12 protein-coding genes are annotated in these 14,135 nt (G+C 71.2%); 7 read left to right on the forward strand and 5 right to left on the reverse strand.

Translation table 11 applies throughout. From position 1 onward, the window contains the following. Positions 1-128: 128 nt before the first annotated feature. From OG349_RS30620 to OG349_RS30635, 4 genes are all read right to left on the reverse strand, one after another. Positions 129-1,661: an MFS transporter gene (locus OG349_RS30620; RefSeq protein WP_327237656.1), complete on the reverse strand. Its 1,533-nt coding sequence runs from the start codon at positions 1,659-1,661 to the stop codon at positions 129-131. A gap of 135 nt (positions 1,662-1,796) precedes the next feature. Then, a complete protein-coding gene (locus tag OG349_RS30625; RefSeq protein ID WP_327237657.1) occupies positions 1,797-2,345 on the reverse strand; it encodes a hypothetical protein in 549 nt (182 codons plus the stop codon). 76 nt (positions 2,346-2,421) lie between these two features. Next, complete coding sequence (locus OG349_RS30630) at positions 2,422-2,592, reverse strand: hypothetical protein (RefSeq protein WP_327237658.1); 171 nt, start codon at positions 2,590-2,592, stop codon at positions 2,422-2,424. Between the two features lie 168 nt (positions 2,593-2,760). Then, the gene (locus OG349_RS30635; RefSeq protein ID WP_327237659.1) at positions 2,761-3,633 is read right to left on the reverse strand and encodes an undecaprenyl-diphosphate phosphatase; all 873 of its coding nucleotides are present in this window, start codon (positions 3,631-3,633) and stop codon (positions 2,761-2,763) included. 445 nt (positions 3,634-4,078) lie between these two features. On the opposite strand from OG349_RS30635, the gene OG349_RS30640 reads away from it, so the two are divergent. The 4 genes from OG349_RS30640 to OG349_RS30655 all read left to right on the forward strand — a co-directional run bounded on the left by OG349_RS30640 (position 4,079) and on the right by OG349_RS30655 (position 10,328). Continuing rightward, positions 4,079-5,977, forward strand: coding sequence for a methylmalonyl-CoA mutase family protein (locus tag OG349_RS30640; protein ID WP_327237660.1), 1,899 nt, complete (start codon positions 4,079-4,081; stop codon positions 5,975-5,977). Continuing rightward, positions 5,977-8,175: a methylmalonyl-CoA mutase gene (scpA, locus tag OG349_RS30645; protein ID WP_327237661.1), complete on the forward strand. Its 2,199-nt coding sequence runs from the start codon at positions 5,977-5,979 to the stop codon at positions 8,173-8,175. Before OG349_RS30640 ends, scpA begins: the two co-directional genes overlap by 1 nt. A 4-nt stretch (positions 8,176-8,179) precedes the next feature. Then, positions 8,180-9,178, forward strand: coding sequence for a methylmalonyl Co-A mutase-associated GTPase MeaB (gene meaB / locus OG349_RS30650; protein ID WP_327237662.1), 999 nt, complete (start codon positions 8,180-8,182; stop codon positions 9,176-9,178). Between the two features lie 82 nt (positions 9,179-9,260). Then, positions 9,261-10,328, forward strand: a complete 1,068-nt coding sequence (locus tag OG349_RS30655) for an enoyl-CoA hydratase/isomerase family protein (protein ID WP_327237663.1) — start codon at positions 9,261-9,263, stop codon at positions 10,326-10,328. 409 nt (positions 10,329-10,737) lie between these two features. Here OG349_RS30655 and OG349_RS30660 read toward each other — a convergent pair whose 3' ends face one another. Then, positions 10,738-11,448 (reverse strand): TVP38/TMEM64 family protein, encoded by a 711-nt coding sequence (locus OG349_RS30660; RefSeq protein ID WP_327237664.1) that lies wholly within the window; start codon positions 11,446-11,448, stop codon positions 10,738-10,740. A 156-nt stretch (positions 11,449-11,604) separates the two neighbouring features. On the opposite strand from OG349_RS30660, the gene OG349_RS30665 reads away from it, so the two are divergent. From OG349_RS30665 to OG349_RS30675, 3 genes are all read left to right on the forward strand, one after another. Beyond that, positions 11,605-11,739 (forward strand): hypothetical protein, encoded by a 135-nt coding sequence (locus OG349_RS30665; RefSeq protein ID WP_272925702.1) that lies wholly within the window; start codon positions 11,605-11,607, stop codon positions 11,737-11,739. A gap of 97 nt (positions 11,740-11,836) precedes the next feature. Continuing rightward, a complete protein-coding gene (gene tuf / locus OG349_RS30670; RefSeq protein WP_327237665.1) occupies positions 11,837-13,030 on the forward strand; it encodes an elongation factor Tu in 1,194 nt (397 codons plus the stop codon). Positions 13,031-13,231: 201 nt separating this feature from the next. Next, entirely contained in the window at positions 13,232-14,083 is an 852-nt protein-coding gene (locus OG349_RS30675) for a patatin-like phospholipase family protein (protein ID WP_327237666.1), read from the forward strand. The last annotated feature ends 52 nt before the right edge of the window (positions 14,084-14,135 follow it).

A 14,135-nucleotide genomic window follows, 5' to 3' on the forward strand; every position in this document is an offset into this window, starting at 1 on the left:
TTCCTCAAGCCCGACCGGTGCTTTGTCCTCTATGTGCGGGAGGGGCTCCACCGACCGGCCGGTGGAGCCCCACGGAAAGCCTCGCGGGTGTAGAGGGCGGTGTAGGGGACGGAGCCGCCCGCCGTTGCCTACGACGCGGGCAGGGGCTTGCGGATCTTGTTGGCGATCCGCGGGGAGTGGTAGCCGGTGGAGGCGCCGGACATCCAGCCTTCGAGGTTCGGCGGCTCCGGGCGGGCGCCGCCGAGCAGGAACAGTCCCGGCAGGATGACGGCCGAGGCGGCGGTGAAGGCCAGCATGATCTCCAGGGAGAGGCGGAACCCGTCCGTGAAACTGCTCTGGATCATGGCGAGATGGACCAGGACGGGGCCGATCAGGAACGCGGCCTCGGAGCGCAGCAGTTCGACGAGGGCGAAGGTGGGACCGATCTGCACGGCGGTCACGGAGAAACCGGCCAGGAACAGGCCGGGGACCACACCGGCGCCCGCGCCGTACCCCAGGAGGATCGCGACGATGGGGACGACGGTGGCCGCGTTCGTCGGGGTCAGGGCGAACAGCACTGCCGCGGCGATGACGATGCTGAGGAGGCCGGAGAGCGCCATGTACGGCGTCCAGCGGGTGACCATGATCTTGCGGAACAGGAGGGCGGAAATCACGACGCCGACGATCTGAGGGGCGATGAGCAGTCCGGTCTTCACGGAGGAGTACCCGGACACCTGGAGCATGTAGACCTCGGTCAGCTCCAGCAGGGTGGTGAAGGAGGCGCCGACGACCATGGCGTTGAGTGTTCCTGTGACCGGCAGTGTGTTGCTGATCGGACGCACCGGCATCAGCGGTCTGGTCTTGCTGTACTGACTCACCAACAAGAGGGCGCCCAGCGCGACGCCGACGACCACGGGCGCGATGAACTCCCAATCGCTGAAGTCACCACGCGACAGCCAGGAGACACCGAAGAACGGCAGCATGGTGGCGCCGAAGGCGAGGGGGATGGCCGTCCAGTCGAAGCGGGCTCCCTTGGCCGGGGGTTCGTTGGGTTCGAAGGTCATGGCGCCGATGGTCAGGCCGATTGCGGCCAGCACGGCGACGGAGGTGTACAGCAGCCGCCAGCCGCTGTAGCTGCCGACCAGTCCGCCGATCACGGGGCCGGCGGTGACCATGCCGAAGAGTCCGAGGCTGATGACCGCGGCGGTGGTCGGCAGACGGTCCACACCGTGGGTGAGGATGAGCGGCGGCAGCGAGAGGACCAGCAGCATGCCGGTGAACAGGCCCTGGAGGATGACACCGGCCATGAACTGCCCGATCTCCTGGGCGCTCAGTGCCAGTACCGCGCCCACCACGAAGCCGGACTCGCAGAAGAGGTAGAGATGGCGTCCTGGCAGCCGCTGGAAGAGGTCGGCGGCCACCACCGCGCCGAACGCGTATCCGGCATTCGAAAGTCCGCTCGTGAGCTGCAATTGGAACCGGCTGGCGTCCAGTTCCTTCATGAGAATCTCAGGGAAGAGGGAGAGTGCCGTGGTGAGTACGAGGAACGGACTCAGCGCGAGCAGCGCGAGGGCGACCGCGGCGGCGTAGTTGCCCGCCAAGGGGAGGCTGGTGAAGACGCGAGGCGTAAGGAAACGGGAACTGATGGTCGCCTCCGGGGTCGTGGTGAGGGAGGCGCACATGCAGGTCAGGCGCTCGGCACAGAGATCTGTGGCGTCCTCGTGGGGCGACGCCCGGGACTGACGGGCCGTCGGCTCAGCCTACGATCCGTGGTGTGCCCGACCAGGAACTGACACGCCATCAGGCGTGACGTTGCTTCAGGAAGGAGGTAGGTGGCCCGACGCCGTGTCCAGCCAGCGGCTCACCGCGAGGGCGGCCTCGGGATCGGCTTGTGCCAGCCGGATCGCGATCGCGGCGTCCTCGCCGGCGGCGAGGCCGGATCCGCCCGGTCCGTCGAGGAGACCTGCGCGGGACAGCGCCCGCAGCAGTGTGTCTCCGGCCTCGTCGGAGTCGGCCGACCCGGCTTGCTCGGCCGCCCGGCGGTCCGCCTCACCGGCCAGGCCGCCCTGGACGAAGGCGTCGGTGTCGGGGTCGTACGTTCCGGCGTGGACCGCGAGGAGTGCCTCGATGCGTTCCCACTCTTCGAGCTCGGCGAGTGCGCGGGTCTGGGACGGGTCGTCTGCGGCTTCTTCCTCGCCGCCGTCGCTGTTTTCGGGCAGTCGGCCGCGGGCGTCCTCCAGGGCGGCTGCGACCTCATGGTGCGACATCCCCCGGGCCGTGCGGCGCACCGCGTGCCGGCCGGCTTTCTCCTCGGCGGCGGTGTCCGGTTCCCCGGCATCGAGTTCTGCGGTGTCAGGAGTTGTCATCTGTCTTCCCTGTCTCCTCGTGCCATGTTCATGGGTGGAGCCGGACCGCACGGCCGGACACGGGGGACGGGAGGGGCTAGGCGGCCCGGTTCGCGTCGGGGCGGAGGGCGGCGGCCCATTCGAGGAGCAGCACTTCGTACGCCTCGGCAGGCCACGTCCCGTCGGCCGCGTCGACGAGCGCACGGATGCGCTCGTTGGCCGCGACGGCGCCGGACACCGCGGAAGCGGAAGGGGAAGAAGAGGACATACAACTAGCGTAGGGGCAGCCGGGGCGCGAAGTGACCGATTGAGGGGCGTCCTTGCTCACACTCGGATCCGGGGGGTTTCAACCCCCTTCTTATGGTGTGGCCCCTACGCCGATGTCCCCGCAGGGGGTCCGGCCCCGTGGGGTTCGGCCCGTCGGCCCGTCGGCCCGTCAGCCCGCCGACTCGCCGGCGTGCGGGCTCAGTGTGTCCGTGCCCACCAGGAAGAACAGTGCGATGCCGAGGAGGATCCGGTAGATGACGAACGGCATGAAGCTCTTCGTGGTGATGAACTTCATGAACCAGGCAATAACGACATATCCGACAATAAACGCGATAATCGTCGCGAAGATGGTGGGGCCCCAGGAGACGTGGCCCTCGGTCGCGTCCTTGAGTTCGAACACGCCGGACGCCAGCACCGCCGGGATCGCGAGCAGGAAGGAGTAACGGGCCGCCGCCTCGCGGGTGTAGCCCATCAGGAGACCACCGCTGATCGTGGCGCCCGAGCGGGAGACGCCCGGTACCAGCGCCAGTGCCTGGCAGATGCCGAAGATGAGGCCGTCCCTGACCCCCAGGTCCTGGAGGGACTTGCGGACCTTGACGGCCCGGTGCTTGCCGCCGGCCTCGTCGCGGGCCGCCAACCGGTCGGCGATGCCGAGGATGATGCCCATCACGATCAGCGTCGTGGCGATCAGCCGCAGATCGCGGAAGGGGCCCTCGATCTGGTCCTTGAAAGTGATGCCCAGGACGCCGATGGGAATCGAGCCGACGATGACCAGCCACCCCATCTGCGCGTCGTGATCGGAGCGCAGTGCCTTGTTCGTCAGCGACCGGAACCACGCCGAGACGATCCTCGCGATGTCCTTGCGGAAGTAGATCAGCACAGCCGCTTCTGTGCCGATCTGCGTGATGGCCGTGAAGGCCGCGCCCGGGTCGTGCCAGCCGGCGAACGCCGCGGTGAGCCGCAGGTGCGCGCTGGAGGAGATGGGCAGGAACTCGGTCAGCCCCTGGACGAGCCCGAGGATGAAAGATTCGAACCAAGACATGAGGTACTACGCCATCCAAGGAATCGTCGTGCACTGGCCGGCTGAACCACGGCGCAGTGGCGGAGCGGGAGCTGACGGGCGGTACGAGGATTGGATCATATGGACGGTTGGGCGGTCCTGGTCGCGCTGGCTCTTCGTTGACAGGGCGGACAGGGCTGATGGGGCGGACACGGCGAAGCACGGCGCTGTCGGGGGCCGGGGACCCGCAACGGTGACCTGCATCGGTGACGCCGATCCGAAATAAGTGGCGGCGATCACGTGTCGGTTCCGGTGCAGCCTAGCGTCCGCGTGCTAAGTGCCCGTGCGCGGGGGGAGCGAAGGGAAGGGAGAGAGGAGTGGGGAAACGTGACGAGGGGCGGGTGCGCACTCCGGGGCGGACAAGGGAGTGCAACGTCACAGCGGTGCGCTCTGCTGCTCGTTCAACGGGCTGCCCTAGCATCTGAGCATGACGGTTCTGCCTGATGACGGGCTTTCTCTCGCCGCCGAGTTTTCCGACGCGACCCGCGAGGAGTGGCAGAGCCTGGTGGCGGGCGTCCTGCGCAAATCGGGACGGGAGACCTCGGGTACGGCGGCCGAGGAAGCGCTGTCCACCCGGCTCCAGGACGGCCTCTCGACCTTCCCCCTCTATACCGCCGACGACGCGCCGTTGGCCGATGGCTTTCCGGGGTTCGCGCCGTTCACCCGGGGCAGCCGGGCCGAGGGGGCCGCGGTCGCCGGCTGGGACGTACGGCAGCGGCACGCGCGTACCGATCCCGCGCTGACGAACGAAGCGGTGCTCGCCGATCTGGAGAACGGGGTCACGTCGCTCTGGCTGGCCGTGGGATCCGCCGGGGTGCCGGTGTCGGCGCTCGCCACCGCGCTCGACGGGGTCTACCTCGACCTGGCGCCGGTCGCCCTCGACGCCGGGGACGAATTCGCCGCCGCCGCCCAGGAGTTGCTGCGGCTCCACCGGGAGCGCGAGGTGGCGCCGTATCAGGTGAGGGGCGCGCTCGGGGCGGATCCGTACGGCCAACTCGCCCGTACGGGGACGGAGTCGGCGGACGGCGTCGGGCAGGCGGCCGAACTCGCCCTGCTCTGCGCACGGGAGTACCCCGGGCTGCGCGCCGTTTCCGTGGACGCGTTGCCCTACCACCAGGCGGGCGGGTCCGACGCCCAGGAGTTGGGCTGTTCACTCGCCACCGGCGTGGCCTGGCTGCGGGACCTCACCGCGGCCGGGCTCTCCGTCGAAGACGCCTGCGGGCAGCTGGAATTCAGGTACGCGGCGACCGCCGACCAGTTCTTGACCATCGCCAAACTCCGTGCCGCTCGCCGGCTCTGGGCCAGGGTGGCCGAGGTCGGCGGCGCCGGGCCCGCTGCCCGGGCGCAGCGCCAGCACGCCGTGACCTCACCCGTGATGATGACCCGGCGCGACCCCTGGGTGAACATGCTGCGGACCACCGTCGCCTCACTGGCGGCCGGGCTCGGCGGCGCCGACGCCGTGACCGTCCTGCCGTTCGACCACACGCTCGGACTGCCCGACGCGTTCGCCCGCCGGGTCGCCCGCAACACCTCCACGATCCTCCTGGAGGAGTCGCACCTGGGACGCGTGATCGACCCGGCGGGCGGGTCCTGGTACGTCGAGCGGCTCACCGACGACCTCGCGCGGGCGGCCTGGGCGTGGTTCCAGGAGATCGAGCGGGCGGGTGGCCTGCGCGCCGCCCTGCACGGCGGACTGATCGGTGAACGGCTCGCGGCCACCTGGAAGGAACGCTCAGCACGGCTGGCCCGGCGGCGCGAACCCATCACCGGCGTCAGTGAGTTCCCGCTGATCGACCAGGCCCCGGTCGTACGCGAGCCCGCACCGGAAGCGCCGGGGCCCACGGCCTCCGGCGCGGCCGGGGGGCTTCCCGTCGTCCACCGCGACGAGGCGTTCGAGGCCCTGCGCGTCCGCTCGGACGCCCACCTCGCCGCCACCGGAGCAAGGCCGCGTGTCTTCCTGGCCGCGCTCGGCCCGGCCGCGGCCCACACCGCGCGGGCCTCGTTCGCCGCCGGGCTCTTCCAGGCCGGCGGGATCGAAGCCGTCCACGACCCGGTGTCCGTGGACGCGGACACGGCAGCCGGCGCGTTCACCCGCAGCGGGGCCGCCGTCGCCTGTATCTGCTCCAGCGACGCGCTGTACGCCGAGGGAGCCGCGCCCGTCGCGCGGGCCCTCGTCGCGGCCGGCGCGCTCAGGGTGTTTCTCGCCGGGCGGCCCGGCGAGCAGGAGGAGACGTACCGACAGGCCGGAGTGGACCAGTTCGTCGTCGCGGGCGGCGACGCGGTCGCGGTCCTCGGCTCCGTACTCGACCGGATGGGAGTGGCGTGATGGGAATCCCCGACTTCTCGGAGATCGAACTCGGCCCCGGCGCCGCGACAGGCTCCGAGGACCAGTGGCGCGGGGCGGTGGAGGAACACACCGGCAAGGCCGCCGCCGAACTGGTCTGGGACACCCCCGAGGGCATCGCCGTCAAGCCGCTCTACACCGCGCGCGACACGGCGGGCCTCGACTTCCTGTCCACGTACCCGGGCATCGCGCCGTACCTGCGCGGGCCGTACCCGACGATGTACGTCAACCAGCCCTGGACGATCCGGCAGTACGCCGGGTTCTCCACCGCCGAGGAGTCCAACGCGTTCTACCGGCGCAACCTGGCCGCCGGGCAGAAGGGCCTGTCGGTCGCCTTCGACCTGCCGACCCACCGCGGCTACGACAGCGACCACCCGCGCGTGACCGGCGACGTCGGCATGGCGGGCGTCGCCATCGACTCCATCTACGACATGCGGCGGCTCTTCGACGGCATCCCGCTGGACCGGATGAGCGTGTCGATGACGATGAACGGCGCGGTGCTGCCCGTCCTCGCGCTGTACATCGTGGCCGCCGAGGAGCAGGGCGTACCGCCCGAGAAGCTGGCGGGGACCATCCAGAACGACATCCTCAAGGAGTTCATGGTCCGCAACACCTACATCTATCCGCCGACGCCGTCGATGCGGATCATCTCCGACATCTTCGCGTACACCTCGCGGAAGATGCCGCGCTACAACTCCATCTCCATCTCCGGTTACCACATCCAGGAAGCCGGCGCGACGGCCGACCTGGAGCTGGCGTACACCCTGGCCGACGGGGTGGAGTACCTACGGGCCGGGCTGGGCGCGGGACTTGACGTCGACGCCTTCGCGCCGCGGCTCTCCTTCTTCTGGGCCATCGGCATGAACTTCTTCATGGAGATCGCCAAGTTGCGGGCGGCCAGGCTCCTCTGGGCCAGGCTGGTGAAGAAGTTCGACCCGCAGAACGCCAAGTCCCTCTCGCTGCGCACCCATTCACAGACCTCCGGCTGGTCCCTGACCGCACAGGATGTCTTCAACAACGTCACCCGCACCTGCGTGGAGGCGATGGCGGCCACCCAGGGACACACCCAGTCGCTGCACACCAACGCGCTCGACGAGGCGCTGGCCCTGCCCACCGACTTCTCCGCGCGGATCGCCCGCAACACCCAGCTGCTCCTCCAGCAGGAGTCGGGCACCGGCCGGGTCATCGACCCGTGGGGCGGCAGCGCGTACGTCGAGAAGCTGACGTACGACCTCGCGCGGCGCGCCTGGCAGCACATCGAGGAGGTCGAGGCGGCGGGCGGCATGGCGCAGGCCATCGACGCCGGCATCCCGAAACTGCGGGTCGAGGAGGCGGCGGCCCGTACCCAGGCGCGGATCGACTCCGGGCGCCAGCCTGTCATCGGCGTCAACAAGTACCGGGTCGGGACCGACGAGAAGATCGACGTCCTCAAGGTCGACAACTCGTCCGTACGGGCCCAGCAGCTCGACAAGCTCCGCCGGCTGCGCGAGGAGCGCGACGACGGCGCCTGCCAGGACGCGCTGCGGGCCCTCACCGCGGCGGCCGAGTCGGGCCCCGGCCCCGGTCTGGAGGGGAACCTCCTCGCCCTCGCCGTGGACGCGGCCCGCGCGATGGCGACCGTCGGCGAGATCTCCGACGCCCTGGAGAAGGTCTACGGGCGGCACGCCGGTCAGATCCGTACGATCTCCGGTGTGTACCGGAACGAGGCAGGCACGTCCCCGGCCGTCGAGCGCACCCGCGCGGCGGTCGAGGACTTCGAGCGCGCGGAAGGCCGCCGCCCGCGCATCCTGGTCGCCAAGATGGGCCAGGACGGACACGACCGGGGGCAGAAGGTGATCGCCACCGCCTTCGCCGACCTGGGCTTCGACGTCGACGTCGGCCCGCTGTTCCAGACGCCGGGCGAGGTGGCGCGGCAGGCGGTGGAGGCCGACGTGCACATCGTCGGTGTCTCGTCGCTGGCCGCCGGGCACCTCACCCTCGTACCGGCGCTGCGCGAGCAGCTCGCCGCCGAGGGCCGGGAGGACATCATGATCGTCGTCGGCGGGGTCATCCCGCCGCAGGACATCGAGGAACTGCACCGGGCCGGGGCCGCCGCCGTCTTCCCGCCCGGCACCGTGATCCCCGACGCGGCGATCGATCTGCTCAAGGCGCTCACCGCGGCGCTGGGCCACGAGGGTTGAGCGCGTGCCGCCACGGATCGACCTCGACAGCTACACCAAGGGTGTCCTGGACGGCTCGCGCGCGTACATCGCCCGGGCCATCACGCTGGTGGAGTCCACCCGACCCGACCACCGGGCCCTCGCGCAGGGGCTGTTGACCGAGCTGCTGCCGTACGCGGGCAGGGCGCGCCGGATCGGGATCAGTGGCGTGCCGGGCGTGGGCAAGTCCACCTTCATCGACGCGCTGGGGACGATGCTCACCGGCCTCGGGCACCGGGTCGCGGTGCTGGCCGTGGACCCGTCCTCCAGCAGGACCGGCGGGTCCATCCTCGGCGACAAGACGCGGATGGAGCGGCTCGCGGTCGACCCGGCGGCCTTCGTCAGGCCCTCACCGACCGCGGGGACGCTGGGGGGTGTGGCGAAGGCGACGCGGGAGACGATCGTGGTGATGGAGGCGGCCGGGTACGACGTGGTGCTGGTGGAGACCGTCGGGGTCGGCCAGTCCGAGACCACGGTCTCCCGGATGGTCGACTCCTTCCTGCTCCTCACCCTCGCGCGCACCGGCGACCAGCTCCAGGGCATCAAGAAGGGTGTTCTGGAACTGGCCGACGTCATCACCGTCAACAAGGCCGACGGCCCGCACGAACGCGACGCGCGCTCGGCCGCGCGTGAACTCGCGGGCGCGCTGCGGCTGATGCATCCCGTGGACGCGGCCTGGACGCCTCCGGTGCTCAGTTGCAGCGCGCGGGAGGGCACGGGGCTCGATGTGGTGTGGGAACGGCTGGAGCAGCACCGCGCGGTCCTGGAGGCGGACGGCCGGCTGGAGCGCAAGCGGCGTGACCAGCAGGTCGACTGGACCTGGTCGATGGTCCGTGACCATCTCCTGGACCGGTTGCGTGAGCACCCGGGGGTACGGGAGCTGGCGCCCGGGCTGGAACAGCGGGTACGGGAAGGGACGTTGACGCCGACGCTGGCGGCGGACCGGATCATCGAGGCGCTGGGGCGGCCGGGGGCCGGCGGGTGACCTCACCCGGAAGAACGCGTGATCTCTCACAACGGGTGACCTGTAGCAACGCGTGACCTCTCAAGAAGAAGGCGTACCGAACGTGGACGAACCGCATGTCCTGGCTGACCGTCAGGGGAGCGTCGGCCGGCTGACCCTCAACCGGCCGCGGGCCCTCAACGCGCTGACGCACGCGATGGTTTCGGCGATCTCCGAGGCCCTCGCCGCGTGGGAGGAGGACGACCGTGTGCGGGCCGTGGTCATCTCCGGGGCCGGTGAGCGCGGGCTGTGCGCGGGCGGGGACATCCGGGCCATCTACGAGGACGCGCGGGCGGGTGGGGGTGCGTCGGCGGAGTTCTGGCGCGACGAGTACCGGCTCAACGCGTACATCGCCCGCTATCCGAAGCCGTACGTCGCCTTCATGGACGGCATCGTGATGGGCGGCGGGGTCGGGATCTCGGCGCACGGCAGTGTACGGATCGTGACCGAGCGGTCGGCGGTCGCCATGCCGGAGACCGGGATCGGGCTGGTGCCGGATGTCGGTGGGACGTATCTGCTGTCGCGGACGCCGGGGGAGGTCGGTACGCATCTGGCCCTCACGGGGGCGGTGGTGGGGGCGGCGGACGCGATGTTGTGCGGGCTCGCGGACCATTTTGTGCCGTCGGACCGGTTGGGTGCGCTGCGGGGTGCTCTGGGGGACACGATCGGGGAGGGGGAGGGCGTCGTCCGGGACGTGGTGGCGCGGTACGCCGGGGTGGCGCCCGAGGGGCGGCTCGCGGGCGATCGGGCGTGGATCGACGGGTGTTACGCGGCCGACACGGTCGAGGAGATCGTCGACCGGCTGTACGGGCACGGGCATCCCGCGGCGAAGGAGGCGGCCGAGACGATCCTGACGCGGTCGCCCACCGCGCTCAAGGCGACGCTGGCGTCGTTGCGGGCGGCGCGGGCGCTGCCGACGTTGGAGCGGGTGCTGGAGCGGGAGTACCGGGCGTCGTGTGCGGCGCTCGGCACGGCTGATCTGGTGGAGGGGATTCGGGCGCAGGTCATCGACAAGGACAGGGCTCCGCGGTGGGTGCCTGGGGAGTTGTCCGGGGTTTCGGGCGCGGAGGTGTCGCGGTTCTTGGTGGTGCCGGTGGGTGGGGATCTTTGGGGTGGGCGCGGGGGGTTGTGACGGGGGGTTGGGGGTTGCGCGGCCGGGCCGGGGGCCATGCTTTGTCCTCAAGCGCCGGACGGGCTTGGAGGGTGTCCTCAAACGCCGGACGGGCTGGGTTGGCCGGGCGGGGTGGGGTGGGCGCGGGTCGGGGGTGGGCGTCCTCAATCGCCGGACGGGCTGGAGGTGGCTGGACGGGTGGGTTCGCGCGGGTGGGGGTGTGGGCGTCCTCAAGCGCCGGACGGGCTTTGAAAGGTGTCCTCAAGCGCCGGACGGGCTTGGAGGGTGTCCTCAAGCGCCGGACGGGCTGGATTTGGCTCGCGCGGGGCTGGAAGGTGGATGTATGTGGCCCGTGCGGATGGTGAGGGCGGGTTGGATGTGGCCCGGGTGCTCTGAAGGGGGGCGTAGTTGGTTCGTACGTGACTCGCCGTCAGGCGTCTTTGCCCCGGAGTGCGTCGCGTTTGCGCCAGGCCACGAATGCTGCCGCCACGCCCGTCAGTACGATGAAGCCCATCGCCACCAGGAACATCGGCGACGTCGGGGAGGAGGCGCGGCTGCCTGCCACCACGTATGCCGCCGTGTTCGGGATCGAGCCGATCCCCGTCGCCAGCAGGAACGGGATCCACCCCATGCGGGAGATCGCGGCGCAGTAGTTCGCCGCCGCGAACGGGACGCCCGGGAAGAGACGTACCGCCAGCATCGACCGGAAGCCGTGCCGGCTCAACTGGCCGTCCGCCGCCTCCATCCAGCGCCCCCGCAGCAGCGGCCGCAGTGCGTCCTGGCCGAGAAAACGGCCGAGACCGAATGCCAGTCCCGCGCCCAGGACCGTCCCCGCGAGCGCCGCCGGCAGCCCGAGTGCCGTACCGAACAGCGCCCCTGCCGCGAGATTCAGCAGCGGGCGGGGGACGAACGCCACCGCGCACACGCCGTACGCCACCGCGAACAGCACCACGGCCGCGCTCCCGGTGAGCCGGGCCGGCCAGCCCTCCGACAGGAGTCTCTGCGGTTCGTATACCAGCACGAGCGACCCGGCGGCGCCCAGCACCGCCACAAGGAGAGCGAACCGCGACCAGGGCGAGCGCAACGCCCTGGAGCAGCGGACAGCGATGCCCGGCGCAGGCCGGGTGGCGGTGTCGAGCATCCGGGGAGACTAGCCGACGAACGTGTGTGATCGCCGCACCGGGGACGGGAGAGGGGTGTGATGTGAGCAGTCGGACACGCTTGTCGCTGCTGCCGAGCGCCCTGCCCGCGTGTAAAACCATTCGACGTGACGGCCGCCGTGGACGACCATCGAGACATGTTCCGGTACGCCTTCCTCGCAGCGCCGTCCGCAGTCGCGGACGCGCCGAAGGCTGCCGCGTTCCTCGCGGCTGACGCGGCGGCAGCAGCCGCTGTCGCCGCCGCGGCGCCCGTCGACGGCGCCCGAAGCTGACCCTTCCCGGATCGTCCGGCGGACCCCGCAGGGGGAGGGTCGGCACGTCCAGGGGGTCCCTCTCACGCTTCGAGTTCCTTGAAGGGACCGGACCATCATGTCCAAGACGGCATACGTCCGCACCAAGCCGCATCTGAACATCGGCACCATGGGCCACGTCGACCACGGCAAGACCACCCTCACCGCCGCCATCACCAAAGTCCTCAGCGAGCGCGGGACCGGCGGGGGCAGCGGCACCACCTACGTACCCTTCGACCGGATCGACCGGGCGCCGGAGGAGGCGGCCCGGGGGATCACCATCAACATCGCGCACGTCGAGTACGAGACCGACACCCGCCACTACGCGCACGTGGACATGCCGGGTCACGCCGACTACATCAAGAACATGGTCACCGGGGCTGCGCAGCTGGACGGGGCGATCCTCGTCGTCTCCGCGCTCGACGGGATCATGCCGCAGACCGCCGAGCACGTCCTGCTCGCCCGCCAGGTCGGCGTCGACCACATCGTCGTCGCCCTCAACAAGGCCGACGCGGGCGACGACGAGCTGACGGACCTGGTCGAGCTGGAGGTGCGCGAACTGCTCACCTCGCAGGGGTACGGCGGGGACACGACGCCCGTCGTCCGGGTGTCGGGGCTGCGCGCGCTGGAGGGCGACCCGCGCTGGACGGGGTCGATCGAGGCGCTGCTCGACGCGGTCGACACGTACGTGCCGATTCCTGTCAGGTACACGGACGCGCCGTTCCTGCTTCCGGTGGAGAACGTCCTCACCATCACCGGGCGCGGAACGGTCGTGACCGGCGCGATCGAGCGCGGCACCGTGCGCGTGGGCGACAAGGTGGAGGTCCTGGGCGCCGACCTGGGGCCGCAGGCCAGTACCGTCACGGGCCTGGAGACCTTCGGCAAGCCGATGGAGTCCGCCGAGGCCGGGGACAACGTCGCGCTGCTCCTGCGCGGGATGCCACGCGACGCGATCCGCCGCGGGCACGTGGTGGCGGCGCCGGACACGGTGGCGCCGAGCCGGCGCTTCACCGCGCGGGTGTACGTGCTCTCCGCGCGGGAGGGCGGCCGTACGACTCCGGTGTCCACCGGGTACCGGCCGCAGTTCTACATCCGTACGGCCGACGTGGTCGGCGACGTGGACCTGGGCGACGCCGGCGTCGCGCGCCCCGGCGACACGGTCACCATGACCGTGGAGCTGGGCCGTGACATCCCGCTGGAGCCGGGGCTCGGCTTCGCGATCCGGGAGGGCGGCCGGACGGTCGGGGCGGGGACGGTGACGTCGCTGCTGTAGGGGTGGCGCGCGGGCGCGTTTTCGCTGGTGGAGGCGGTGGGCCCGGCTTCTGTGTGGGTACGGGAGCCGGGCTCGGCGGCCGGCGGGGGCCGGTGTACGACGGAGACCGGTCCGCCGTACGTCGGGGGACGGCTTTTGTGTTCGTGCGCGACACTTCCTTCTGGGCCCGGTGGTGGGTCCGGTGCGGGAGAGGCGGCAATCATGACGCGTACGGCCCTGGTCCTCGGCGGCGGTGGCGTCACCGGCGTCGCCTGGACGATCGGTGTCCTGCACGGTCTCCGCGTCGCCGGCACGGACCTGACCACCGCCGATCTGATCATCGGCACGTCGGCCGGCTCGGTGGTCGGCGCGCAGCTCGCCGCCGGGACGCATGACGTCGAGGCGCTGTACGAGCGGCAGCTGACTCCGCCCGGGGACGAACGGCCGGCGCGGCTGGGGGCGGCGGTCCTGTTCCGGTACGCGCGGGCGATGCTCGTCTCCCGTACCCCGGAGGCGTACGGGCAGAAGATCGGCCGGTACGCGCTGGCCGCCGCGACGGAGCCCGAGGCGGAACGCCGGGCCGTGATCGCCTCGCGGATCCTGGTCGACACCTGGCCGGAGCGGGCGTTCGCCGTCACCGCCGTGGACGCGCTCACCGGGGAGCTTCGGGTGTTCGACCGGGAGAGCGGGGTGCCGGTGGTGGACGCGGTCGCCGCGAGCTGTGCGGTGCCGGGGGTGTGGCCGCCGGTGACCATCGAGGGGCGGAAGTGGATCGACGGCGGGATGCACTCGCCCGCCAACGCGCAGCTTGCCGCCGGGTACGACCGGGTGGTCGTGATCGCGCCCGTGGGGTCCGGGAGCGGGGTGATCGCGGGGCCGCAGAGCCAGGCGGAGGCGCTGGTGGCGGGGGGTGCGCGGGTGGAGGTGATCACGCCGGGGGCGGCGGCGAAGAAGGCGATCGGGCACAACGTGCTGGATCCGGGGCGGCGGGCGGGCGCTGCGCGGGCGGGGTTGGCTCAGGCGGTGGGGGTGGCGGGGGTTGTCGGTGCGGTGTGGGTGGGGCGATCGCGTTGAGCCGGGCGTCCGGCTGGACGTGTTGTCCTCAAGCGCCGGACGGGCTTGAAGG

Source organism: Streptomyces sp. NBC_01317 (assembly GCF_035961655.1).
Lineage (GTDB): Bacteria > Actinomycetota > Actinomycetes > Streptomycetales > Streptomycetaceae > Streptomyces.